Source organism: Acinetobacter sp. G18 (genome assembly GCF_052660225.1).
Window position 1 is genome coordinate 1,365,169 of the sequence record NZ_CP109658.1, and the last position, 24,064, is coordinate 1,389,232.

24 protein-coding genes are annotated in these 24,064 nt (G+C 36.1%); 6 read left to right on the forward strand and 18 right to left on the reverse strand.

Features of this window, described 5'->3' with window-relative positions:
- Positions 1 to 5: 5 nt before the first annotated feature.
- Complete coding sequence (locus tag NE363_RS06480; RefSeq protein WP_445536061.1) at positions 6 to 1,334, forward strand: sensor histidine kinase; 1,329 nt, start codon at positions 6 to 8, stop codon at positions 1,332 to 1,334.
- Here the strand turns inward: NE363_RS06480 and NE363_RS06485 are convergent.
- From NE363_RS06485 to NE363_RS06500, 4 genes are all read right to left on the reverse strand, one after another.
- Positions 1,331 to 2,026 carry a response regulator transcription factor gene (locus NE363_RS06485; protein WP_019458379.1) on the reverse strand — a complete coding sequence of 232 codons (696 nt, stop codon included), beginning with the start codon at positions 2,024 to 2,026 and terminating at the stop codon, positions 1,331 to 1,333. The genes NE363_RS06480 and NE363_RS06485 overlap by 4 nt on opposite strands.
- 17 nt (positions 2,027 to 2,043) lie before the next feature.
- Positions 2,044 to 2,538: a chalcone isomerase family protein gene (locus NE363_RS06490; protein WP_445536062.1), complete on the reverse strand. Its 495-nt coding sequence runs from the start codon at positions 2,536 to 2,538 to the stop codon at positions 2,044 to 2,046.
- Entirely contained in the window at positions 2,505 to 3,077 is a 573-nt protein-coding gene (locus NE363_RS06495; protein WP_445536063.1) for a nuclear transport factor 2 family protein, read from the reverse strand. Before NE363_RS06495 ends, NE363_RS06490 begins: the two co-directional genes overlap by 34 nt.
- Before the next feature lie 149 nt (positions 3,078 to 3,226).
- Complete coding sequence (locus NE363_RS06500; RefSeq protein ID WP_445536064.1) at positions 3,227 to 3,733, reverse strand: GNAT family N-acetyltransferase; 507 nt, start codon at positions 3,731 to 3,733, stop codon at positions 3,227 to 3,229.
- Between the two features lie 142 nt (positions 3,734 to 3,875).
- Here NE363_RS06500 and NE363_RS06505 point away from each other — a divergent pair, with 142 nt between their 5' ends.
- Positions 3,876 to 4,604: an aspartate/glutamate racemase family protein gene (locus NE363_RS06505; RefSeq protein ID WP_445536065.1), complete on the forward strand. Its 729-nt coding sequence runs from the start codon at positions 3,876 to 3,878 to the stop codon at positions 4,602 to 4,604.
- On the opposite strand, the gene yddG is transcribed toward NE363_RS06505, so the two are convergent.
- On the reverse strand, positions 4,601 to 5,512 hold the full coding sequence (gene yddG, locus NE363_RS06510; RefSeq protein ID WP_348885506.1) for an aromatic amino acid DMT transporter YddG: 912 nt from the start codon (positions 5,510 to 5,512) through the stop codon (positions 4,601 to 4,603). The genes NE363_RS06505 and yddG overlap by 4 nt on opposite strands.
- Before the next feature lie 356 nt (positions 5,513 to 5,868).
- Between yddG and NE363_RS06515 the strand changes: the two genes are divergently transcribed.
- Both NE363_RS06515 and NE363_RS06520 read left to right on the forward strand, forming a co-directional pair.
- On the forward strand, positions 5,869 to 7,218 hold the full coding sequence (locus NE363_RS06515; protein ID WP_445536066.1) for a PQQ-dependent sugar dehydrogenase: 1,350 nt from the start codon (positions 5,869 to 5,871) through the stop codon (positions 7,216 to 7,218).
- A 195-nt stretch (positions 7,219 to 7,413) separates the two neighbouring features.
- Entirely contained in the window at positions 7,414 to 8,565 is a 1,152-nt protein-coding gene (locus NE363_RS06520) for a sterol desaturase family protein (RefSeq protein WP_022575474.1), read from the forward strand.
- A 45-nt stretch (positions 8,566 to 8,610) separates the two neighbouring features.
- Here NE363_RS06520 and NE363_RS06525 read toward each other — a convergent pair whose 3' ends face one another.
- A complete protein-coding gene (locus tag NE363_RS06525) occupies positions 8,611 to 9,264 on the reverse strand; it encodes a glutathione S-transferase family protein (RefSeq protein WP_240061507.1) in 654 nt (217 codons plus the stop codon).
- A 225-nt stretch (positions 9,265 to 9,489) separates the two neighbouring features.
- Complete coding sequence (locus NE363_RS06530) at positions 9,490 to 10,692, reverse strand: MFS transporter (RefSeq protein ID WP_445536067.1); 1,203 nt, start codon at positions 10,690 to 10,692, stop codon at positions 9,490 to 9,492.
- Between the two features lie 135 nt (positions 10,693 to 10,827).
- Here NE363_RS06530 and NE363_RS06535 point away from each other — a divergent pair, with 135 nt between their 5' ends.
- Both NE363_RS06535 and NE363_RS06540 read left to right on the forward strand, forming a co-directional pair.
- Entirely contained in the window at positions 10,828 to 11,385 is a 558-nt protein-coding gene (locus NE363_RS06535) for a TetR/AcrR family transcriptional regulator (RefSeq protein ID WP_134261825.1), read from the forward strand.
- Between the two features lie 478 nt (positions 11,386 to 11,863).
- Positions 11,864 to 13,162 carry a dicarboxylate/amino acid:cation symporter gene (locus tag NE363_RS06540; RefSeq protein ID WP_019458359.1) on the forward strand — a complete coding sequence of 433 codons (1,299 nt, stop codon included), beginning with the start codon at positions 11,864 to 11,866 and terminating at the stop codon, positions 13,160 to 13,162.
- 241 nt (positions 13,163 to 13,403) lie between these two features.
- On the opposite strand, the gene NE363_RS06545 is transcribed toward NE363_RS06540, so the two are convergent.
- The 11 genes from NE363_RS06545 to NE363_RS06595 form a co-directional block, all read right to left on the reverse strand.
- Entirely contained in the window at positions 13,404 to 13,607 is a 204-nt protein-coding gene (locus NE363_RS06545) for a hypothetical protein (protein WP_000758190.1), read from the reverse strand.
- A gap of 359 nt (positions 13,608 to 13,966) precedes the next feature.
- On the reverse strand, positions 13,967 to 14,698 hold the full coding sequence (gene gloB, locus NE363_RS06550; protein WP_445536068.1) for a hydroxyacylglutathione hydrolase: 732 nt from the start codon (positions 14,696 to 14,698) through the stop codon (positions 13,967 to 13,969).
- 146 nt (positions 14,699 to 14,844) lie between these two features.
- A complete protein-coding gene (locus NE363_RS06555) occupies positions 14,845 to 15,540 on the reverse strand; it encodes a methionine ABC transporter permease (RefSeq protein WP_445536069.1) in 696 nt (231 codons plus the stop codon).
- Entirely contained in the window at positions 15,537 to 16,562 is a 1,026-nt protein-coding gene (locus NE363_RS06560) for a methionine ABC transporter ATP-binding protein (RefSeq protein WP_263614061.1), read from the reverse strand. Before NE363_RS06560 ends, NE363_RS06555 begins: the two co-directional genes overlap by 4 nt.
- Positions 16,563 to 16,637: 75 nt before the next feature.
- Positions 16,638 to 17,510 (reverse strand): MetQ/NlpA family ABC transporter substrate-binding protein, encoded by an 873-nt coding sequence (locus NE363_RS06565; protein ID WP_445536070.1) that lies wholly within the window; start codon positions 17,508 to 17,510, stop codon positions 16,638 to 16,640.
- Between the two features lie 472 nt (positions 17,511 to 17,982).
- Complete coding sequence (purD, locus tag NE363_RS06570; RefSeq protein WP_445536071.1) at positions 17,983 to 19,269, reverse strand: phosphoribosylamine--glycine ligase; 1,287 nt, start codon at positions 19,267 to 19,269, stop codon at positions 17,983 to 17,985.
- Between the two features lie 125 nt (positions 19,270 to 19,394).
- The gene (gene purH / locus NE363_RS06575; protein WP_004700806.1) at positions 19,395 to 20,969 is read right to left on the reverse strand and encodes a bifunctional phosphoribosylaminoimidazolecarboxamide formyltransferase/IMP cyclohydrolase; all 1,575 of its coding nucleotides are present in this window, start codon (positions 20,967 to 20,969) and stop codon (positions 19,395 to 19,397) included.
- A gap of 88 nt (positions 20,970 to 21,057) precedes the next feature.
- Positions 21,058 to 21,327: a DNA-binding transcriptional regulator Fis gene (gene fis / locus NE363_RS06580; RefSeq protein ID WP_001086304.1), complete on the reverse strand. Its 270-nt coding sequence runs from the start codon at positions 21,325 to 21,327 to the stop codon at positions 21,058 to 21,060.
- A gap of 375 nt (positions 21,328 to 21,702) precedes the next feature.
- Positions 21,703 to 22,545 (reverse strand): zinc-ribbon and DUF3426 domain-containing protein, encoded by an 843-nt coding sequence (locus tag NE363_RS06585; protein ID WP_039251518.1) that lies wholly within the window; start codon positions 22,543 to 22,545, stop codon positions 21,703 to 21,705.
- 13 nt (positions 22,546 to 22,558) lie between these two features.
- Positions 22,559 to 23,464, reverse strand: a complete 906-nt coding sequence (prmA, locus tag NE363_RS06590) for a 50S ribosomal protein L11 methyltransferase (protein WP_039251517.1) — start codon at positions 23,462 to 23,464, stop codon at positions 22,559 to 22,561.
- Positions 23,465 to 23,620: 156 nt separating this feature from the next.
- Positions 23,621 to 23,914, reverse strand: coding sequence for a hypothetical protein (locus tag NE363_RS06595; protein ID WP_445536072.1), 294 nt, complete (start codon positions 23,912 to 23,914; stop codon positions 23,621 to 23,623).
- Positions 23,915 to 24,064: the final 150 nt, after the last annotated feature.

Genomic DNA, 24,064 nt, shown 5'->3' on the forward strand with positions numbered 1-24,064 from the left:
ACGATATGATAAGAACTCGACGCGATGGCAAATCTAGCCATCCATTAGCCAAAATGTTCAATCGATATTATTGGTTGCAGATTGCTCTAATCGCATTATCGATTGTGGTCGGGTTGGCTTGTAGTGCTTGGGTAATTAAGGGTTCTTTGCTTAAAACCGCTTTAGAACAGGAAATGGAACATTACTGGTTACGTATAGATCGTAACCCGAATGCAGATTTGCCAGATACTAAAAACTTATATGGATATCGATGGAATACCCAGATAGCACCTCAACCTTTTAAAGATATGCATTTAGAGAGTGGGGTACATCGAATCTTTATTGATGGTAAAGAACGTATGACCGTATACGGTGAGCGTAATGGACAGCATGTACTTTTGGTATTTGGCGAGAGTAACGTCAATAAGCTGATTTGGTTATTTGGACTTGCTCCACTGATGTTCAGTTTATCTGTTTTATATAGTTTTTTGTGGTGGTCAAACCGAAGAGCAAGACGCTATTTTTCCCCAATTACCCGTTTGGCAAATGCATTAGAAAATATTGATTGGGCACATCAAGACACACAAGCTTCACCTTTTAAAGATATAAATACCAATGGCAATATGGAAGCAGAGTATCTGAAACAAGCCTTGGAAAAATATCATCAGGTCTTAAGTGAGTTTATTCGACGCGAGCGAGAGTTCACTGGAGATGTAAGTCACGAACTTCGTACTCCACTTACGATTTTAAAGGGTAATGTTCAGCTTTGTCAGGCTAGATACGGTGATGATAAAGCCTTAGTTCGTCTTCATAATACGATTGAAGATATGCAATTATTAGTCGACACTTTACTCGCAATTGCACGTAATACAGTAAAAAGCCTACCATCGGAAAAAAATTTCCTATCACAAATTGTGCGAGACTTAGTCGAAAGCTTGCAAGTCATGAGTGAGAGTAAGGGTATACATATTCATATTCACCCAGACTCAGTAGAACAACCGCGCTGGTTATATCCTTCTATGACCAAAATGGTTTTAGGTAATATTTTGCGTAATGCCCTCAATTACTCTCAAGGCTCACAAATCGATATTATCCAACAAAAAAACAGTTTGATTATTGCTGATAATGGTATCGGAATTTCTTTACCTAATGATGTAAAGGTGCAAGAGCTTAGCGATTCACAGCTTTCTTTAAAAGTTAAAGGTCATGGCATTGGGTTGCAACTGGTACAGAAGCTTTGCAAACAATTAGGATGGCGAGTCGAATTGTTTGATCGGCAATACTATTTAGCTACACATCCTGAATTAGACTTAGAACAAGCAACAGGTTTAATTGTTGTGGTATATCTAAGTTAATCGGCCGAATTTTCCAAAGCAATCTTTAAACCGACACCTGCTACTGTGTGTAATAGTTTAGGGTCAAATGGTTTATCTACCATTTTTCTTAAGTTATAAATATGACTGCGTAAAGCATCACTTTCAGGTTCTTCGTCTCCCCACAGCTCCATCATAAGCTCTTGCTTGGTAACCACTTTCGGAGACTGGCGCATCAAAATTTTTAATAGTTTAAATTGAATAGGTGGTAATTCAATATTGTTTCCAGCGCGAACTACAGTTTGTGTTGCGCTATCAAGAATTAAATCATGAATCTGAATTTTATGATTCGCGACTTCACCCGCAGCTCTCTTAATTAAGGCACGAATACGCATCACTAATTCATTAAAATCAAAAGGCTTAACTAAATAATCATCTGTGCCAGCAGTAAATCCTTTAAGTTTGTCGTCTAACGTATCTCTGGCTGTCAGCATCAGCACTGGAATATCAACCCCTTGTTCGGTACGTAGCCAATTACAGAGGTCATAACCAGAACCATCGGGTAAATTTATATCAAGAAGTAAAAGATGATAGTGCTGTGATTTTAGAAAAGAACGGGCTGCATCTAAATTACGTGCATGATCGATGACATATCCATGCACTTCAAGAAATTCACAGACTGTTGCCGCCAGTTCAAAATGGTCCTCAACCATGAGGATAAAGTGATTACCCATAAGATTTTATTAAGCCATTAATTTAATAGTTGTTGTTTTAATTTAGCATTAAATGGTTCGCTACCAAACCAGATTTTAAAATATTGATTTGCATTTGGATTATTTATAGAACCTAGTAGTTTTTGATTTAATTTTAACTCCAGTTTTTGATTTTCATGTTGGTAATAAAGACTATATAAATCTCCGCTCTTAATTGGTCTATAAAGCTCATTAATATGATTAAGTGGAGATTTTGCATCAAATCCACTAATATTTTTCTTCAAATAGTGTGCTGCCGCCCGCTTAAATGCCCATTCGGGAATATCTCGGTTATAGCTAAAATCCATTTTTATGCTTTGGTTTTGCCAGCTTTTTAAGCAATCTTCAGCAAAGTAACTGACATTTCCTACTTTTTGACTCGTTACCGCTAAAGGTGCTGAACTACATTTCTTTAGTTCAGCCGCATTTGCGTGAGATGCAATTAAAATACCCAGAAGTATTAAGATTCGGTTTTTTTGAATGGCAATATCCATTTATAAACTCCTCCAAATACAGGTAAAGAACGATAAAGACCGTTTGCTGGGTCCCAGAAATCTTGTTGGAAAATGATTTTCTGTTGATCATTAATTTTGATTTGGCTAATTCCGTAAGAAGCCATGGTTTTCGAGCGTCCAAGCATTTTAAAGTCATAGGTCATGTACCAATGGATGTAAGCGCTATCTTGATGATGAGTTGCACTTATGAGTTTGACTGTGACGTTACTGACGCGTGTGTTCATACCCTCAAAGTGTTTAATCAAATCTTTTTTCTGAGAGAACTGTGAGAGTGTATCGTTGATATAGAGCTGATCTGCATAAAGATTACTTGCATTACTTACGAAGGATGGTGTGCCCAAAGTGTTAAACGCAGCAACAAAGTGATTACCAATCTCTAGTGCTTGTTCATCATTTAATGTAACACCAGTAATTTGTTGTTCGGCTTTACCATAATCACCTGAATAACTAGGCGCACTTTTGCATGCTGTTAGACCTACTAAGGTAATCAGCCCTAAGGCAGTAGTTATAATTTTCATGAATGAATCCTAGCCAACTTTATAAGATTAAATTAAAGAGGCTGTCGTGAAATTTACGTGAATTCTTATTTTTTTGATTTGAGTTTAATGGTGGCTTCTTTGAAGCAAATAGATCTTCATTAACTTAAAGTTTTTTATAGGAATAATACTTATGAAGAAAATAAAAGATCTTTTTTGAAGAAGATAACATCCATATCCATATAACTAGATGAGTTGGTTTTTTCAAAACCAAGCTTATTTAATAGGTTGTGAGCAGGTAAATTATCATTTTCTGAAAAAGCGATCACATGCTTAAAATTTCGATTTTTCATGTCATCTAGTAACTTAAATGAAGCTTCAACAATATAGCCTTTGTTTCGTTGAGTTTTAATAAGTCTAAAACCTAGTTCAGCTTCTGTTTTGCCATCAACTTCACAAGTTTCAAACCCACAATAACCAATAATTTGATGAGTATCTTTTAAGACCACAGCCATTTTTCCAAAATTATACTTTTTATAATGCTCTAATATTTCAAAAAAACGAGTCGTTGCAGCTTCAAGTGTTAAGTGACTATAAGGTGAAAAAGCCATAAAATCTTTGTCTTGTAACATCTCAATGACTGTAGATAAATCTTCTTGAACAAATGGTTTTAAGATTAAGCGGTCTGTTTCTAACATAAAGTTTTTATTAATTAGTTTTAAAAAATATATTTTATAAAACAGTTTATAGATTTAATAAAGAGAGCAATTTCCTTCTAGTCGCATTTAGCTTTTTATGGCTATAAAGAATAGAATAGATCAAATACAAGGACTGAAACGAATGAAAACGATTGGTTTAATAGGCGGAATGAGCTGGGAGTCTACATCGCTTTATTATCAACAAATAAATAGAACAGTTCAGAACAAATTAGGCAAGTTACATTCGGCTAAAGTCATTTTAAATAGTGTCGATTTTGAAGAAATAGCCGCTTTACAAGCAAAAGGTTTATGGCAAGAGGCAGGCGAATACTTAGCTCAGCAAGCAATTAATTTAGAGAAAGCTGGGGTAGATTGTATAGTGTTATGTACCAATACCATGCATAAAGTAGCTCCTCAAATTGAAGAGGCGATTACGGTTCCCTTTATACATATTGCTGATGCCACAGCAAAAGAAATTTTAATTCAAAATATCCGAAAAGTTGCACTGTTGGGAACAGCTTTCACTATGGAGCAAGACTTTTATAAAGCCAGATTACAAAACCATGGAATTGAGGTGATTATTCCAAATGAAACCAGTCGCAAAACAGTACATCGCATTATTTATGACGAATTATGCTTGGGCGTGATTAACCCAGATTCACAACAAAAGTATATGACCGTGGTAGAGGAGCTGATTGCGGAAGGCGCCGAAGGTATTATTTTAGGCTGTACTGAAATTTGTATGTTGATTGGTGATGTTAAATTTTCTGTACCGTTATTTGACACCACCACCATTCATGCAAAAGAAGCTGTCAATTTTGCTTTAGAGCAAAAAACTAATGTTGGTTCTGTTACTCATCACTACTTTTAATCATTTTTAAAATAAGAACAGATAACTGTCCAATTTGTTGAAAGCCAGCAGATGAGTGAACCTGCTGTAACCATAGCTGTTCCTTGCCAAAAGCTGATTGATAACTCGGTTTGTAAAACCAACATGGCAAGCAGAGAAGAGATGATGGGCGTAAAGTAAGAAGCAACTACTAGCATGGTGGTGTTGCCATGAATAATGCCAATATTCCATGCTGCATACCCGAGCCCAATTGCCGTGGACGCAAAGACTAGAGATAAAGTCGTATTTAAATCGAGTGATGGCAAAACGGCTTGGCCACTAAAGAACAACTTTAGCCATAAAGTTGCAGCAACGCCAATAAAGAAAATAGAAATAGGATTTTGTCCTTTACCTATTTTCTTAGTCAACACGCAGTAAAAAGCCCAAATAATGGCACCTATAAAAGCCAAAATATAACTTAGAGGATTACTATAAAAGTTGTCGATAACTCGACTTAGACTAAAATCTCCATTTCCGGTCTGAATAAAAATAATGCCAAAAATTGAAATGATTAAGCCTAAAATAATAAATACATTAAATTTTAGCTCTTTAAAAATGACAAAAGCTAAAACCGTCAAGCTTGGCCAAAGGTAGTTCACAATGCTTACTTCAATCGCTTGTTGAGCGGTTTTTGAATAGGCAAGTGCAAATGAAAAACATAGCTCATAAGCGATAAATAAAATTGCACCTAAAATTAAATATTTTTTAGAAATTAACTTAAAATTTGGCACTCTAAAAATAATCAGGAGTAGCAACGCACTTAGGGAGTAAATCAGTGTAATGCCAATATCTGGGCCGATGACGGTCGTGATATGTTTTACAAAACCCACCATAGAGGCCCACATCAGGATGGCACTTAAACCAATCAGTGTTGCTAAATTTTTTGACATAAAAATAAATGAACTTAATTAAACGCCTGAGCTAACGTAAAAGTTAAAAATAGTTAAAGTAGGTCAGGGTAAAGGAATTTTTAATTAAAAAATAGGCGAGATCGACAAAATTAGCTAATAAGTTATTATCAGCCAACATAAATACTTTACGTAAAAATCCGTATGCCAAGTTTTAGTCTGAAGCTTTTGAAGTTAATAGTTAAATTGATCTGCGTGTCTAGAAAACACTAGTTATGTATTAAAAGTTTAAAAATATGGACGGTATTCCTTAGTATAGTTAAATAAATAAACTATAAGTCTCTCTTCTAAAGCATTACCCTATGCTTATTGCGAAAAATAAGAAATGGAGATAAAGGATGCTTATACGTTTTTTAATGCCACTTTTAGGTACAACAGTTGTCGTTCTTGTTGCAGGATGTGCTTCATCCTCTCAATATCCAATTACAGAGAGTTATGGAACAGATCCAAAATTACCTGAACCAAAAACAAGTTTAATTCCAACCGTAAATATAGCACCTGCACAGGGTTGGCCGAGTGGTGTTATGCCAACACCAGCAGAAGGCTTAAAGGTAAAAGCATTTGCTAAAGGACTTGAACATCCACGTTGGCTCTATGTATTACCGAATGGTGATGTATTGGTCGCTGAAACGGATGCTCCGCCTAAACCAGAAGACAGCAAAGGCATTAAAGGTAAAATCATGACGTTTGTGATGAGACGGGCAGGCTCATCTCATCCAAGTGCTAACCGTATTACTTTACTTCGTGACACCAATGGAGATGGAGTTGCTGATAAAAAAACGGTATTTCTTCAAAACTTAAACTCACCATTTGGTATGGCTTTAGTAGGTAATAACTTATATATAGCCAATACAGATGCACTCATACGTTTCCCTTATCAAGAAGGAGAAACACAGATTACTGCGAGCGGAACTAAAGTATTAGACTTACCGGGCGGTCCTTTAAACCATCATTGGACCAAAAATGTCATTGCTAACCGTGAAGGTACCAAGCTCTTCATTACCGTCGGTTCCAATAGTAATGTTGGCGAAAATGGTTTAGATCAAGAAAAGGACCGCGCGCAAATTACGGAGTTTGACATCGCAAGTGGTCAGTCACGCCCATTTGCAACAGGACTGCGTAATCCAAATGGTATGGCTTGGCAACCTCAAAGCGGTAAATTATGGACGGTTGTAAATGAGCGCGATGAAATCGGTAGTGACTTAGTACCCGATTATATGACGTCGGTACAAGATGGCGCTTTTTATGGCTGGCCTTATAGTTACTATGGTCAACACGTAGATGTGCGAGTCAAACCACAAAATCCAGCAATGGTCGCTCGTGCAATTAAACCTGACTATGCACTAGGCAACCATACGGCTTCTTTAGGTCTTACATTTTATGCAGCCGAATTGATGCCACAATTTAGAGGTGGGGCGATCATTGGTCAGCATGGTTCTTGGAACCGCAAGCCTCACAGTGGGTATAAAGTCATTTTTGTACCATTTAGAAGTGGTCAACCTTCTGGTCCACCGCAAGATATTTTGACCGGATTTCTCAGTGATAAAGGGAAGGCTTATGGACGTCCAGTGGGGGTGGCAATAGATTTTTCGGGTGCCGTGTTAGTTGCAGATGATGTAGGCAATACAATTTGGCGTGTTTCACCAGTTGCTGAAACAACCTATGAGACCCCATATAAAAATAAATAGCTTTTACTCGGTTGATGACTTCATTATTTTGATATTTTAAAATAACTAACTAATTTATCCTTATTTTAGATTGATTAGTTAGTTTTATTTATCTACCTATCTTTTAGTTTGAGTTAAATAGGGTTCTTTTTACAATTAATAATTAAATTTTGTTAGCATGCGCCGTATAGATAAAAAGAATTGTTGATATGAATTATGACCGATCAATTAAGAGCAAGATTTGAAAATTTAGAGCTTAATGCGGGTTTAGGAAAAATTAGTGCCTTTATATCCATGGCATTAAGCTTACTTTGCTTATTTGGAGCTTTATGTTTTTTATTTCCCAGTGTGCTGACAACTCCTGAGTTACGTCCACTTTATGCAAAGCACTATAGTCTTTTTTATTATGGACTGATCACAGGCATTATTATTAGCGCAGGTTTTGGAGCATTTAGTGCAATCATCCGACAAAATCGATATGGCTTTTATGGTTTATGCTTTGCACTCATCGCAGCAGTATTAGGCTGTGGTGTTATTCATGCTCCAGTCATTCCAAGCGTACCATTTTATGCGGGTATCGATTATTTTGTACTTACCCTAGTCATCTTGGCTTTTATTTTTATACCTCTTGAAGGTTTTTTTGCTAAAAACCCTGAACAAAAGATCTTAAGAGTGGGCTGGGTGACCGATATGAAATATTTCATGGTCAGCCATATTGGTATTCAACTATTTAGCTTCTTAACGGTTATGCCAATTCAGTATTGGATTACGCATTTACCTGATAATCCAATTGTGCCATACGTTCAAGCTCAGCCAATTTGGCTACAGTTTATTGAATTGCTTATTGTGGTCGATTTTACGGTGTATTGGTTACATCGTGCTATGCATGAAGTTAACTTTTTATGGCGTTTTCATGCGATTCATCATTCGACTGAGTATATGGACTGGTTAGCCTCGTCACGTTTACACGTTGTTGAGGTTTTAATGACTCGTTTTATTGCGACCTTACCGATTTTCCTTTTAGGTTTTCATACTTCTGCTGTTTTTGCCTATTTAATTTTTATTTCGTTTCACGCGATTTTTATTCATTCCAATGTACGTTTTCGCTTTCCATATCTACGTTGGTTTATCGCAACACCGGAATTTCATCATTGGCATCATTCTTCAGAAAAACCTGCGATTGATAAAAATTACGCTGCTTTTATTCCACTTTATGATGTTATTTTTAAAACTGTATATATGCCAAATCACTTGGCGAGCGTGTATGGTACGGTTGGCTATAAAATTCCAAATAGCTTTATAAAACAGTTTACGTGGCCATTTAAAAAGTATGTAAAACGCTTTTTAAAACGCTGGCGTGACCAGTAAATCTTCATTTTTAGCTTATAAATAAAGAATGCTTAAATAACATCTTTAAGCATTTTTCTTGGTGTCTGCCGCTGCAAAATGAGCTATTTGGTCAGTATACGCTTTTTCAAAAGAAGGGCGTCTAGTCGCTCTCTGAACATATGCGAGACAATGGGGAAACTCTGTTAACCCATCAAATCTATTCACCAAACGTAATACGTCAGCCATAACAATGTCAGCAATAGAAAATGACTCCGTTAGCCATTCTCGCTTAGAAAGAATTGATTCCATATGTTGGAGTCGAGAGAGAAGAAATGCATCAAATTGTTTATGTACGGGAGTATCTGCCTGAGCATTAGAAAATTTTAATAAAGCCCAAGGGAGGCTCGCCATTTCTACTGAATTAAGTGCTGCAAATAACCATTCTATAACTTCATTACGCTGTTTCAGATTTGTAGGTAAAAGCACACTACTACGTTCACCCAAATACAATAGAATAGCGCCACTTTCAAAAATTGAAATATCACCATCTATTAACCACGGAACTTGCCCAAAAGGCTGGTGAGAAAAATGATCATCTCCTCGTTCATAAAAAGATACGCTATTTATTTTATAGGGCATTTTTGCTTCTTCTAAGGCCCATCTTATCCTTATATCTCTTACAAAACCTCGTGGTAATTCTGGAACCCAGTCAAAAGTTGTCAAAATGAAATTATTCATAATAAATTTCCTTATATTTTATAATGATAACTAAAAAATCCTTTTGAGCATTTTATTTATTTAGTATCGACGTTCAGTTTACGAGTGAATTTTGATATTAAAAATAGTGTAACGAATTTCAATAGACATCAATGTAGTAATCGGAAGCTAAATTATTTATTTAAGTATCATTTGTTTTAAATTATTTAAGTCAGCTTCATTTGAGACTGACTTTTTAACACATCATTATTTATTTTTAAAATTTTTAAAAATCATGAAAAGGGCAACAAGCGAAAGTAAGACAATAAAACAAATATAAGTATTTGCTGTATGCATCAGCCCAACTTTCCCTACAAAATATCCAGCTAAAATTGCAGGAATACTAAAAGCCAAATAACTTTCCACAAAAAAAGCAGCCATAAGGCCTGCACGTTCTTCTGGAAGAGCCAGCGGCATTACACTACGAATGGCTCCCATAAACGCCGTACCAAAACCAATTCCAGTAATAATTGAACCTAGAAATAACACAACTGCATTTGTAAGATTAATTGCTAAAAATAAAATGATTGAACCAATAGCAATTGAAAGAGTACCAGTTAATAAAATACGGAAATTTGTCGATTTTCTAAGCGTTAATATACCTACTGCACCAGAAAGGGCGAGCGCCATAAACATAATACCGTTTAGCCATGCCGATGAAGTATGGAAAATTTTTGCCAGTAAAGATGGCATAAGTGACAAGAAGAAACCACTGACCATCCAAAGTGCAATATTAATTGGGCTAATACTTAATAAAGCACTTTTCGTTTGTGGAGGAATAGCCATCGCGGGTTTCAAAGAAGCAAGTGCACCAGTTCTTTTTTGGACTGTCTCTGGAGTAAGAAAACTTAAAATAAGTTCACAAATAAGAAGAAAGCATAGAAACTCAAAAACAAGCTGTAACGGGTGAGTGGAGAGCTGCAAGATAGAACAGGTCAGAAAAATCCCGACAGCCATACCAACCATTGGTGCAATACTATTAATCAGTGAGCCATGAAGCTTACCAAAATCTAAAATGGCTGCACCTATAGCTGAAACAGCAAGCCCAGTTGCGATGCCTTGTAAGCCTCGTGCAATAAATAACATTGAAACATCTGAAGCAAATAAGAAGAAGCTCATTGAAATAATTTGCAGAGAAATGGCTGTAATAATGACTGGTCGACGCCCAATATAGTCAGACAGAGAACCAATAATCAGTAATGATCCCAGCAGGGTAAAAGCATAAGTTGCAAAAATTAGAGTCAATGTGACAGGTGAAAATTGCCATATCTGTTGGTATAGGCGATAAAGTGGAGTGGGTGCACTAGATGCAGCCATAAATGTCATAAGCGTAATTGTATTGAGTGTCAAAGCGCTTGCAGCATCTAATTGAAAAACAGTTCTCGACCGTTTTGAACTTGAATTGTTCATAGAACATGAATAACATAAAAGCGAATATTTAGCTTTTATACATTATTTTGACACTAAAGCAAATCCTTAGCTTTAGTGTATTTTGTATATAGATATAAATATTTATAAATTTTTATCCCTTTACAGAGTTTATAAATGGCAAAAATTGTTAGTGGATTACGCCCTGGTGGTCGCAGCGAGAGAATACAAACTGCGGTACATAATGCTGTAAAAGAATTACAAAAAGATTTCGAGCAAAGCCAAATTACAATTCCAATGATTGCAGCACAAGCAGGGGTAACTCCTTCAACCATTTACCGTCGATGGGGTGATATCAACCAACTGTTTTCAGATGTAGCTTTAAATGAACTCAAACCAGACATGGAACCTAAAGATTTAGGTTCATTTAAACGAGATATCACAGCTTGGGTTGAACAATATTTTGAAGAGTATTCTTCCGAAGTCGGTCAAGATTTATTGCGAGATGTGCTCTATACATCAAATTCTGATTCTAATGCCCGTATGTGTGAAAGTTTAATTATTCAACAACTCGATATTATTCAAAATCGTGCAAAATTAAGAAATGAGTTCACTATACCAAACCAAGAAATTATCGAAACTGTAATTGCACCCATGTTATTTCGGATTCTATTTACCAATCAGGAACTAAATTTGGATTACGTACATAGTCTTTTAAAACGCCTATTTGTTTAAGCATATAAGTCTCTTCGTTTTTTTAGATGAAAATGGCTAATTTAAATAGCGGAATATATAGGTTTTTGTTTTTATTAAATAATCATATATCAATTTTTCTTATTATTTAAAAATTAAATTCTCATAATTTAAAATAAACATGAAGTTGCTTTAATCATTTATTATTGAAATGTGTATTCGGTTAGTTCCAAAATTAGATTTAAAAGTCTTTAGCTAAATCAGTAATAGAATAAATTTAATAATAAACATATTCTTATGAGATTTAACAATAATTTTTATCAAATTTAATTGTTAAATAGTGCAGTAAAATATGAGCTTTATATACAATAAATTACATGATTTTTGGTTTTAACATTTTTTAAATTTATGACACAGGGTGTTTTTTATTCTTTACAATGGCTTCACTTCCTTTAAAGCAGCTTGTGGTGCCCGCTTTATATTTTATTTTTTTTATCCCCATCGAACAGGTATTTAGATAATGGATTTCAATACCCTTGACCAAGAAACGGTACAGAAAAAACAGAAATTTCACCAAATTTTGTATGTACAGGTCATATTTGCAATTATTTTAGGCGTTTTAATTGGTCATTTTTACCCTGAACTTGGACAGAGCTTAAAACCGCTTGGTGATGCATTCATCAAAATCGTTAAAATGATTATTGCTCCCGTAATCTTTTTGACTGTGGTCACTGGTATTGCCAGCATGACGAACATGAGTCGTGTCGGGCGTGTGACTGGTAAAGCAATGCTGTATTTCATTACTTTCTCAAGTCTTGCACTTGTGGTTGGTATGATTGTGGCAAACATCATTCAACCGGGTAAAGGTCTAAACATTGACCCAGCAACCTTAGTCAGCGATAAGGTAAATACTTACGTTGAGAAGGCTCATGCCACCAATATTACTGACTTCTTTATGAATATTATCCCGCAAACACTGGTAAGTCCGCTTGCTGGTGGTGAAATTTTGCAGGTTCTATTTGTGGCAGTACTATTTGGTATTTCTTTAGCTGCTTTAGGCGATCGTGCACGTCCAATCACTGATTTCCTAAATAACTTAACAGCACCAGTTTTCTACTTGGTTGGAATGTTAATGAAACTTGCGCCAATTGGTGCTTTTGGAGCTATGGCATTTACTATTGGTGCTTATGGAATCGAATCAATCGGTAATTTATTACTATTGATTATGACTTTCTATATCACGGCTGTACTGTTTGTACTAATCATTTTAGGTGCAGTGGCACGTTACAATGGCTTTTCAATTATTGCTTTAATTCGCTATATCAAAGATGAACTCTGGTTGGTTTTAGGTACAAGTTCATCTGAAGCAGCTTTACCGTCTTTAATGGATAAAATGCAAAAAGCGGGATGTGAAAAATCTGTAGTGGGCTTAGTTATTCCTACAGGTTATTCATTTAACCTTGATGGTACTAACATTTATATGACTATGGCTGCTTTATTTATTGCACAGGCTTGTAATGTAGATTTATCAATTAGTGAACAGCTCGCATTGTTGTTAGTTGCGATGGTGAGTTCTAAAGGTGCGGCAGGGGTAACGGGTGCAGGCTTTATTACACTCGCTGCTACTCTATCGGTTGTCCCATCTGTACCTGTGGCAGGTATGGCGCTCATTTTAGGTATCGACCGTTTTATGTCTGAGTGTCGCGCATTAACTAACTTAATTGGTAATGCATGCGCAACAATTGTTGTTGCTCGTTGGGACAAAGCTCTGGACAAGGACGTTCTAGATAAAGCATTAGGTAAATCTAAAACGAATTAATTATTTAAAATTTTAATTCGAAATAAAAAACCTGTAGCAATTGGCAATTTGGGAGAGGCGCCATGCTACAGGTTTTATTATATCTAGTCGAAAATTTAATTTAAAAAAACTATCTTGTATGTAAATGCTTAATTATGGGAGGCCAATATAAAATTTTCACAAACTCTCATATAGATCTACTTTGAAAGCAGAACTTTTAAGTTGCCTATACTGAAAATAGTATATGCAAAACAGCTCAAGCTTACGCTTTTAAGTGATCCTCAAACTCTTCACCTAATTGCATGGCTAAGGCGTTACCAGCCAAATCACACGTGACTAAGCCATACTCTTTTTTAAAACTGAAAGTGAAACCTTTTCCATCGGCAAGATTTTTAACCGAATACCCTAATTTTTCTAACCAAATACGGAACGCAATTAAATTTTTAGCTTTAACAACCTTTTTCACGTGAGAACTCCTTCTTCTATCCGTGTCTTACACCTTATTTATTAATAGGGATTTACCTAGATTTTTTAAAGGGGGAAAACTTTGTTTTATTTTGCAACTTGTAAAAAAAGTAAAATAGATAATGTAATCTTCTTCATTTTATAAATTTATTCAGTTTTTATGTAATCAATTTTTGTACTAATAAATTGTAAGTATTTAATTTTTATGATTATTTTAAAATAAAAAGATTAGGGTAAAATTTAATCAAAATAAGTTAATTTAAAATCAATAAATGTAAAAAATAATTTCATGAAACATGCTTTATTCAAAAAGATACAGTTCTTAAAATGAAACTGTATCTTTCTATAAAGCCCATAAATTTAGAAATTATCTTTTAAACTACGTAAATGAGCGAACTCATCTACACTTTCAGCACGTAAAAATGGATTAGTTGCCAATTCAAGTTCAATACTACTTGGTAGGGTAATTTTACCTTCCGTGCGAAGCTTACGAACTTGTTCTGCACGTTCTTGTAAGGCATGATTTTCAGGTTCTACGCTTAAAGCAAACTCAGCATTAGAAAGTGTATATTCATGCGTGCAATAGACTTTGGTTGTGGTTGGAAGGGCTGCAAGACGATTTAATGAGTGATACATTTGCTCTGCCGTACCTTCAAATAATCGACCACATCCCATTGCAAACAAAGTATCTCCACAAAAGAGCGCATTCAACTCTTCAATAAAATACACAATATGTCCCAGGGTATGACCTGGTGTGGCAATAATCTCTGCCTTTAAATCATTAAATTTTAGATGGTCATCATGTTGAAGGGGATGAGTAATACCGGGAATTTTACTTAATTCATCTCTTGGACCATATACAGTCAGAGTAGAGTTAGCCGTTAAATCTGCAACGCCACCGATATGATCTTTATGCCAATGCGTAAGCCAAATTTGCTTTAAGGTTAAATGATGGCCATTGCAAAATTGAGTGACTAACTCAGCTTCTGTTGGATCAACTGCAACGGCTTCATGAGTTTCAGTATCTTCTAAAATCCAGATATAGTTTTGTAGGGCATTTTGCACATCAATAAAATGAATTCTATAACGCATTGTTTTATCCTGAAACCAAATCCAAAGAGTAACCACTAATTTTGATGATAACAGAAAATGGCATTAAGCCATGTACTCAACTTTTTAATAACAGGAGACTATAAAAACAAAAAGCCCCCGTTTAGGGAGCTTTCTATATAAATGACTTAGCGTATCTTAGAGAGCCAGTTGCCTAAAGTCTGTACAATCTGTACCAAAAGCAACAGGATAATCACTGTTAAAATCACAACGCTTGTATCAAAACGTTGATAGCCATAAGAAATGGCTAAGTCACCAATACCACCAGCACCAACTGCACCAGCCATAGCGGTCGCACCAATAAGGCTAATCGTGGCAGTTGTTAAGTTCAAAATAAGAGAACTACGAGCTTCAGGTAAAATAAAGCGTGAAATAATCTGCCAAGGCGTTGCACCCATTGCTTGAGCAGATTCGATAATTCCTTCATTTACTTCAAGTAGGGAAGTTTCAATAAGTCGGCCCATATATGGTCCAACATAAATCGTTAAAGGAACGATTGCCGCCCATGTACCAATTGAAGTGCCTACCAAGAACTTGGTGAGAGGAATAACTGCAATAAGCAAAATAATAAATGGGAGAGAACGCAGAGCATTTACAATTGGGTTGAGTAAATGGTAAATGAATTTATTTGGCAAAATCCCTTCTGGGCGAGTTACAAGCAGAATAATGCCTTGGATGAAGCCCCAAATACCACCAAATATAAGCGCAAAGAACACCATATTAAAGGTTTCTTGTAACGCAGTTACAAACTGGTCCATAGAAAGGGAACTGTGCCAGAAAGGCTGAGTAAGTTCAGTTAACCATTGTACGATGAAATCTCTCATACTTGATCTCCTGATTGAACTACGCTCACTTCATTTTTCTCTAAAAACTCAATCGCTTGACTGATCAACTGCGGGTCACCTAAAAGCTGTACAAACATTTGACCAATCACTGTGCCATTAATTTCAGTCATATTGGCAAATAAGATATTTAAACTAATATCATATTGTTTAATAAGTGACTGAATCACAGGTTCTTGAGCTGAACGTCCTAAGAATTGTAGGCAATAAATGCTGTGGTGATGTTGATTTTCTAATTGATTTAGAATGTTAACTGGCAACTGTTGATGTAAAACAGTTTGTATAAAGTTTTTAGTTGTTGGATGCTGAGGATTACTAAAAATATCAATAGTTGAGCCTTGCTCAATCACTTTACCAGCTTCCATAACTGCAACATGGTCACAAATAGATTCAATGACATCCATTTCATGAGTAACCATGACGATAGTAATTTTCTGTTCTTGATTGATTTTCTTTAAAAGCTCTAGAACTGATTGAGTAGTTTGTGGATCTAGTGCAGATGTGGCTTCATCGCATAATAAAATTTTAGGATGATTTGCCAAAGCACGAGCAATACCAACACGTTGCTTTTGACCGCCAGAGAGTTCATCTGGATAGGCATCTTTTTTATGCTTAAGATCAATAAACTCTAATAATTCATTTAAACGCTTTTCACGTTCTGCTTTTTTATAATTTAGCAGACGCATTGGCATTTCGATATTTTCAGCAACTGTTTTGGTTTGAAGCAAATTGAAATGCTGAAAAATCATACCAATATTTGCACGCTCCTGACGTAATGAACGTGCATCTAAAGCAGTGAAGTCCTTTTGATTAATGATAACCTGACCTTCATTTGGTCGTTCAAGTAAATTAATCAGGCGAATTAAAGTACTTTTACCTGCACCACTATAGCCAATAATGCCGAAAATACTGCCCTCTGGAATCTCTAAATTGATTTGATCGAGTGCGCGTATGGTTTGGCTTTTGAGCTGATAGTGCTTTGAAATGTTTTTAAATTGAATCATATCGTCAGAAACTATGCTTGAAAGAAAAAACAGGCAAAGATAATTTGCCTGTTTCACGTTTGGGCTATTATATTACTATTTAGCTTCTGAGAGATAGCTGATTGGTTTGTCTACGTCAACTTTTGTTCCACCAAAGTGTTCTTCAATGTATTTTTTAACAGCTGCAGTGTGGTAAAGCTTACCAACTTTTTGCAAGACAGGATCATTTTTACGTGATTCAGCAGTTGCTAGAACGTTTACACTAATTTTTGAGATTTGATCAATAGGTTCATAGAACATAGAATCTTTGAGTACGTTCAAACCTCCCTCGAGTGCTATGGTATTATTTAATACAACTGCATCAAATTCATTTTTAAGACGTAATGCAGTTTCCATTTTGATTGGTTTGATGTTGATCTTTTTAGGATTTTCGATAACATCAATTGGACTGCCCTGAATAGGATTATAGTCAGCTTTAAGCTTGATTAAGCCAGCAGTTTGTAACAAGAGTAGCGCACGAGATTCGCTGGCAGCATCATCCGGGATTGAAATAATTGCACCTTCAGGAAGTTCTTCAATTTTTTTGTATTTACTTGAATAAATCCCCATTGGCTCAATATAAGTGGTAGAAACCGCTGCAATCTTATCCGGGTTTGAATTATTAAATACCGTAAGATAAGAATAAGCTTGGAATGCGTTCAAATCTACTTCTTTATTTGCAACTGCTGTATTCATTGAAACGGAGTCTGAGAAGTTTTTTACTTCTAACTTCAGTCCAGCAGCTTGGGTTTCAGGTAAAGATGCAATATAACGCCAAATGTCAGCATCCGAACCTGTAGAGGCAATTACTACCTTTTGTACTTTGGAACTATCATTGTTTTGTTCGGCTTGTTGAGCATTTTCTTGTTTGCTACATGCTGTCAATAATACTACTGACATGCTTAAAAAAAGGCTGATCAGCTTTTTCATTTAAAAAAGTCCTGATTAAGATATAGAACAATAACGATTGATCTATATCAATATGAAAAGAGAGGAGTTGGAATTACAACTAGTCTAAACTCTGTGATCTTTTTCTGGGGTTCCATAATTTGCTTGCATATTTTGGCTATAACAGAGGGTAATTGTTTAATAAACAAAAACTGTTTCCCCAAACAGTTCATCCCCAACAGTAGCCAAACGAGCATTCATAAATTTAGAATATTAAAAAACTCTCTACAGGCATAATTTGTAGAGCAAGTCTTTATGGAAATTATTAAAACAGCAGTGTCTGATGACAGTTACAACTATGTACTAATGATAGCAATAAAAATGTAGTTGATATAGAGGGCTTTTTTCTATTTGTTGATATCTTAATAAATCTTATAAAAATTTCTATCATTTTCTTCTATTGGTGCACAAAATAAAAAAAGCTCCCTAAATAGGAAGCTTTTTTTGCTAACTTTTATTCAGCTTTTTCACGAGCAATCGCGCGATAACCGATGTCACTACGGTATTGCATACCTGTGAAAGTTACTTGGCCGCATACTTCTAAAGCATTAATTTGTGCTTCAAGAACGCTGTCACCTAAAGCAGTTACGCAAAGCACACGTCCACCAGAAGTCACAATGTGACCATCTTCACGAGTTGCAGTACCTGCGTGGAAGATTTTAGTATCTTCAGGTGATTGGCCGATACCAGAAATCACATCACCTTTACGTACGCTATCTGGGTATCCTTCTGCTGCAAGTACAACACCGATTGACTTACGCTCATCCCACTCAGCTTCTTTAGGTAAATTACCTGCAATACCTGCTTCAACCAAATCAACAAGAGATGACTTTAAGCGCATCATGATTGGTTGAGTTTCAGGGTCACCAAAACGGCAGTTAAATTCAATTACGCGTGGTTGACCTTGTTCATCAATCATTAAACCCGCATATAAGAATCCAGTGTAAACATGTCCGTCAGCAGCCATACCCTCAACAGTTGGACGCATAATTTCAGTCATTACACGTTCAAAAACATCTGGAGTTACAACTGGAGCAGGAGAGTAAGCACCCATACCACCAGTGTTTGGACCTTGATCACCTTCAAAAATACGTTTGTGATCTTGTGAAGTTGCCATCGGTAAAATATTTTTACCATCAATCATACAAATGAAAGAAGCTTCTTCACCAGCAAGGAACTGTTCAATTACAACGCGTGAACCAGCATCACCAAATTTGTTACCTGCAAGCATGTCATCAATCGCTGCAAAAGCTTCTTCGTTGGTCATTGCAACGATTACACCTTTACCAGCAGCAAGGCCGTCAGCTTTAATAACGATTGGTGCACCATTTTTTTCAACGTAAGCTTTCGCTGCATCAACTTCAGTAAATACATCGTAAAAAGCAGTTGGAATGTTATGGCGTTTTAAAAAATGCTTAGCAAATGCTTTTGAGCCTTCAAGTTGTGCTGCATATTGAGTCGGACCCCAAATTTTTACACCCGCTTCACGTGCAGCATCTACTACACCATTTACTAATGGTGCTTCTGGACCAACAACAACGAGTTCAACATTATTTTCTTTAGCAAAAGCAATAATTGCTGGGTTGTCTAAAATATCAAGTTGAACATTAACGCATTTTTCTTCTGTTGCAGTACCAGCATTACCAGGTGCAACAAAAACTTGAGTAATTTTGGTATCTTGTGCGATTTTCCATGCTAAAGCATGTTCACGGCCACCACTACCTAAAACTAAAATATTCATTTTTAATTTGTTCCTTAACTTTAATCCTTTTTCATCCCCCTCTATTTCTCAAAGTGGAGAGATAGTTCCATTATTGTGGAAAACCCTCCTGAATAAAAGGAGGGTTAGGGAGGACTAAATTTAAATTAGTGGCGGAAATGGCGCATACCAGTGAAGACCATTGCAATGCCAGCTTCATCAGCTGCTGCAATAACTTCTTCATCACGCATAGAACCACCTGGCTGAATAATGCACTTGATGCCAGCTTTAGCTGCATTATCGATACCATCACGGAACGGGAAGAATGCATCAGAAGCCATAACAGCACCTTCAACAACCAAACCAGCATGTTCTGCTTTAATTGCAGCAATACGCGCTGAGTTAACACGGCTCATTTGACCCGCGCCTACACCAATAGTTTGACGGTTTTTTGCATAAACAATAGCATTTGATTTTACATATTTCGCAACTTTCCATGCGAAAATAAGGTCATCAATTTCTTGTTCAGTTGGAGCGATTTTAGTAACAACTTTAAGATCATCTTTAGTGATCATGCCCAAGTCTTGGTCTTGAACAAGTAAGCCGCCGTTAACGCGTTTATAGTCAAGTTGTGGAGCACGTGCATCAATTGCAGGTAATTCACCACATACTAAAACACGAACATTTTTCTTCGCACCAGTCACTTCAAGTACGCCATCAGCAATACTTGGAGCAATAATAACTTCAACGAATTGACGGTCAACAATTGCTTGAGCAGTTGCAACATCTAACTCGCGGTTAAATGCAATAATGCCACCAAAAGCAGATTCTGGATCTGTTGCATAAGCTAAATCATAAGCAGCTTTAATGCCGTCTAAAGAAACCGCAACACCACAAGGGTTAGCATGTTTTACAATTACACAAGCTGGTTTAGCAAATGATTTAACACATTCAAGTGCAGCATCTGTGTCAGCAATGTTGTTATAAGACAATTCTTTGCCTTGTAATTGTTTTGCTGTAGAAACAGATGCTTCTTTTGCGGTTGCTTCAACATAGAAAGCAGCAGATTGGTGTGGGTTTTCACCGTAACGTAAATCTTGTGCTTTATTCAATTGAGTGTTGAACGTACGAGGGAATAAATCAGCTTCACCTTCGGTCTTACCAACGCGAGCGCCTAAGTAAGAAGCGATCATGCCGTCATATTGAGCAGTATGTTCAAATGCTTTAACAGCTAAATCGAAGCGTGTTTCATAAGAAAGTGAACCAGCAGCTTTTAATTCGTTAATCACTGTATCGTAATCTGAAGCATTTACAACAATACCCACAGAAGCGTGGTTTTTAGCAGCAGCACGAACCATTGTTGGACCGCCGATGTCGATATTTTCGATAGCGTCAGCAAGTGAACAATTTGGTTTAGCAACTGTAGCTGCAAATGGATAAAGGTTGACTACAACTAGATCGATTGGATCAATGTTGTGTTCTTGCATAACTGCTTCGTCTAGACCACGACGAGCTAAAATGCCGCCATGAATTTTTGGATGTAGTGTTTTTACACGGCCATCCATCATTTCTGGGAAACCAGTATGTTCAGATACTTCAACAACAGCAATGTTATTATCTTTAAGCAACTTATATGTGCCGCCTGTAGATAATAATTCTACCCCTAAAGCTGCAAGGTTTTGAGCAAATTCGACAATTCCTGTTTTGTCTGATACAGAAATCAAAGCACGTTTAATAGTCATGATGTTCAAGTCAACAATTTCAAGTCTACGGATTAAAACCAATTAGAAGCATAAAAAAATGCCCACGACGTCGTGAGCATTTTATCATTTATTCACTCATTAAACCGTGAGCTTTTAACTTTTTGCGTAAAGTGCCGCGGTTTAGTCCAAGAATTTCTGCAGCACGTGTTTGGTTGCCACGAGTATATTCAAGAACTACAGATAAAAGAGGTTTCTCCATTTCTGCTAGCACCATGTCATATACCTGAGATGGTTGCTCACCTTGCAATTGTGCAAAATAATGACGAACTGCGCGATCCACGTGGATGCGAAGAGCAACATCAGATTGTGCAGTAAAAATAGGAGATTTGCTATTCATGCGAGTTAATCCGAAAATCAAATACTAGCTTGGGTAAAGTAGTATATAAATGTGGTCTAAAATACGGAGTCCTGTTTTAGATCCTAAAACAGTGACTCTAAAACATAAGAACAATTAGCTTGCCATAAATCTTCGTATTGAGTAAAAAATAAGCGTAACAATAGTTAAATATTTGTTACAGCCCCCTCAAAAACAAAAAAAGTTAGGCTATGCGCTTAATTTAGAAAAGCACACATGCTTAACAGTATATTTTTTGAATTGAGAGCGAGGAGTATATGAGTCAAAGCTTTCGTGGCGCGTATCATACCATTGTCTAGGAAAAAGTGAGCAAATTAACTGCATTTTTTTTTATTTTTTTTTCACTTTTTTTACAATTTAGGGGTGGACAATTTCTAATCGATAATTTAGTAAGCTCTTTTTGCTTTTATTTAAGACAAATTGGAATCTAAAAGGTGTATTGGTTGGAATACGTTGAATTCCACGTAAATTTTCTACCAAGTACTGATTAGGTGTAAAAATGATTTGTTCTTGATCAGTTTGTGAACCAAAACTGAGTTTCAGGCTTGGTAGCTCAATACTTTTATTATTTTGATTGACCAAAACACCTGAAACTTGTGTATGTTCTGAATCAATTCTACGTAGTTTCACTTTCTCTATATTAAGAAGTTCGTATTGTTCAGCTGACCTACTGCAATGCAAAATTTCGCATACATAATTAAATGCATGACTAATAGCAGGACTCTGTTGCATGAGTTTTGGGTTAAACCAGAGAATCTGAAAAGTGAAAACCAAAATCAGAATCAGATTTGCCGAACTCCAAAGCGTATAATATAACCAACTATGTTTTTTACCATGATCTTGTTCGGGGGAGGTTGCTTGCTCTGCTAAGTTGAGATTAGGTAGTGCATTGATTGGTTCATTATGAAAATAATTTAAATTATTTAAATATGTCAGAAGATCAATATTAGAGTTTTCAACTTTTTGATCAAAGATATCTAACACATGAGAGTGAGTCATATATCGTGTTTGAATAGAACCATTGGCTAAAACAGATGAGTTTGTTGGTTCTGGTAGTTCAACACTAACCAAGTTGGTAAGAGCATTAAAATTTAAATTACATTTAGGGCAACAAACCATACCCTGAGCAACAGTTAACTGGGTAAGAGAAACTTTATAAACTGTTAAACACTTAGGGCAGCGGGTTTGTTTTTCATTCATGAGTTAAATAGTCTCAGTTTATTGTTTTGCGTTTTCCTGAAATGCGACACCAATTTTCTTCGCGCTTTTCAATATCTAATATATCAAAAAATTCAGAATAAACACCTGAAACATCAGCAACTTGCTCTTCAATTACACCAGCAAGTGCGAACTCACCATCAGATTTAACTAATTTTGCAAACTCTGGCGCAAGTGCCATTAAAGGTCCTGCTAAAATATTTGCAACTAAAACATCTGCTTGTTGAGGTTTGAATTCTTGATCAAACTCTTCAGGGAGGCCAACATATAAACCATCTAGAACGCCATTGAGCTCAGCATTTTGTTTTGTTGCTAAAACAGCTTGTGGGTCAATATCTGTCGCATAGACTTTTTTAGCACCTAATAATAAAGCTGCAACACCTAAAATACCTGAACCACAACCATAATCAATTACGATTTTATCTTTAACATCAGTTTTGCCTAACCATTGTAAGCATAAGAATGTACTTGCATGGTTACCTGTGCCGAAAGCTAGACCTGGATCAAGTTTAATATTGGTCGCGTCTGCTTCTGGTGGCTCTAACCATTCAGGTACGATCCAGAATTTTTCCCCAATTTGAATAGGTTCATAATAATCCATCCATGCGCGTTCCCAAACTTGGTCTTCAAGTTCTTCATGACGCATTGGCACATCTGGAAGTTGAGCTTTTAAGAAAGCTTCTAATGTATCGACATCGATTGGGTCTTGTTCGTCTTGTTGATAGATACCTGTAACAATTACTTTATTCCATAAAGGTGTTTCACCTGGTAATGGTTCAAGTAGAGCCTGATCTTCGGCATCATCCAGAGTTACGCTTACCGCACCTAGAGACATTAATAGTGTTTCTGTGAATTCAACTTGTTCTTGATCAACGGTAATGTGTATTTGTAACCACTTCACGAAAAGGACCTAAAATTTTATTTAAAGGTCTATTGTAGCCGACTGGAGTATTTTAAAAAAGAAAACGGCCCATCTTTAATGGACCGCTTTTTGAAAATGATGATGTGGTATAGAAGAAAATAAAGTGATTTCTTTATACCTTAAGTCAAAACTATATTAAGGAGCAGGGGCTTTAAATTGTAATTTGCCATTTTCATTTGGTTGGCAAGTACCATTAAAGGTTACCCCATTATGGCTGTAAGACACCCATTCGCCCTGACGTTTTTTCGCACAAGCTCTCAGTTCTTTTTGCATCACTAATTTGCTTGAGTCGGCAGAATGATGAGTTGTTTTGCTGGATTTAGCCATATGAGTCGACTTTGCAGTATGATTAGTCGCAGCGTGGGTCAACGTTACGCCTGAAAAACAAAGGAGAGATGCAGTTAAGATTTTTAACATGGTGCTTTTCATTTTGTGTTCCTTCTAGTTGCGTTAGTTTTAAAGTCATATAAGTGCTGTACAATTTTTATTCTAAAATGAAATATTTCAAAAAACATTCACTTTGTATTGAATTCATGCAACAAAATGTCAAAACATGTGGTGTAGCGTAAATCATGTGAT

Coding starts and splice junctions, on each gene's coding strand:
- NE363_RS06480 (WP_445536061.1), top strand. CDS start 6: ATGATAAGAACTCGACGCGATGGCAAATCTAGCCATCCATTAGCCAAA.
- NE363_RS06485 (WP_019458379.1), bottom strand. CDS start 2,026: ATGGGTAATCACTTTATCCTCATGGTTGAGGACCATTTTGAACTGGCG.
- NE363_RS06490 (WP_445536062.1), bottom strand. CDS start 2,538: ATGGATATTGCCATTCAAAAAAACCGAATCTTAATACTTCTGGGTATT.
- NE363_RS06495 (WP_445536063.1), bottom strand. CDS start 3,077: ATGAAAATTATAACTACTGCCTTAGGGCTGATTACCTTAGTAGGTCTA.
- NE363_RS06500 (WP_445536064.1), bottom strand. CDS start 3,733: ATGTTAGAAACAGACCGCTTAATCTTAAAACCATTTGTTCAAGAAGAT.
- NE363_RS06505 (WP_445536065.1), top strand. CDS start 3,876: ATGAAAACGATTGGTTTAATAGGCGGAATGAGCTGGGAGTCTACATCG.
- yddG (WP_348885506.1), bottom strand. CDS start 5,512: ATGTCAAAAAATTTAGCAACACTGATTGGTTTAAGTGCCATCCTGATG.
- NE363_RS06515 (WP_445536066.1), top strand. CDS start 5,869: ATGCTTATACGTTTTTTAATGCCACTTTTAGGTACAACAGTTGTCGTT.
- NE363_RS06520 (WP_022575474.1), top strand. CDS start 7,414: ATGACCGATCAATTAAGAGCAAGATTTGAAAATTTAGAGCTTAATGCG.
- NE363_RS06525 (WP_240061507.1), bottom strand. CDS start 9,264: ATGAATAATTTCATTTTGACAACTTTTGACTGGGTTCCAGAATTACCA.
- NE363_RS06530 (WP_445536067.1), bottom strand. CDS start 10,692: ATGAACAATTCAAGTTCAAAACGGTCGAGAACTGTTTTTCAATTAGAT.
- NE363_RS06535 (WP_134261825.1), top strand. CDS start 10,828: ATGGCAAAAATTGTTAGTGGATTACGCCCTGGTGGTCGCAGCGAGAGA.
- NE363_RS06540 (WP_019458359.1), top strand. CDS start 11,864: ATGGATTTCAATACCCTTGACCAAGAAACGGTACAGAAAAAACAGAAA.
- gloB (WP_445536068.1), bottom strand. CDS start 14,698: ATGCGTTATAGAATTCATTTTATTGATGTGCAAAATGCCCTACAAAAC.
- NE363_RS06555 (WP_445536069.1), bottom strand. CDS start 15,540: ATGAGAGATTTCATCGTACAATGGTTAACTGAACTTACTCAGCCTTTC.
- NE363_RS06560 (WP_263614061.1), bottom strand. CDS start 16,562: ATGATTCAATTTAAAAACATTTCAAAGCACTATCAGCTCAAAAGCCAA.
- NE363_RS06565 (WP_445536070.1), bottom strand. CDS start 17,510: ATGAAAAAGCTGATCAGCCTTTTTTTAAGCATGTCAGTAGTATTATTG.
- purD (WP_445536071.1), bottom strand. CDS start 19,269: ATGAATATTTTAGTTTTAGGTAGTGGTGGCCGTGAACATGCTTTAGCA.
- purH (WP_004700806.1), bottom strand. CDS start 20,969: ATGACTATTAAACGTGCTTTGATTTCTGTATCAGACAAAACAGGAATT.
- fis (WP_001086304.1), bottom strand. CDS start 21,327: ATGAATAGCAAATCTCCTATTTTTACTGCACAATCTGATGTTGCTCTT.
- NE363_RS06585 (WP_039251518.1), bottom strand. CDS start 22,545: ATGAATGAAAAACAAACCCGCTGCCCTAAGTGTTTAACAGTTTATAAA.
- NE363_RS06595 (WP_445536072.1), bottom strand. CDS start 23,914: ATGAAAAGCACCATGTTAAAAATCTTAACTGCATCTCTCCTTTGTTTT.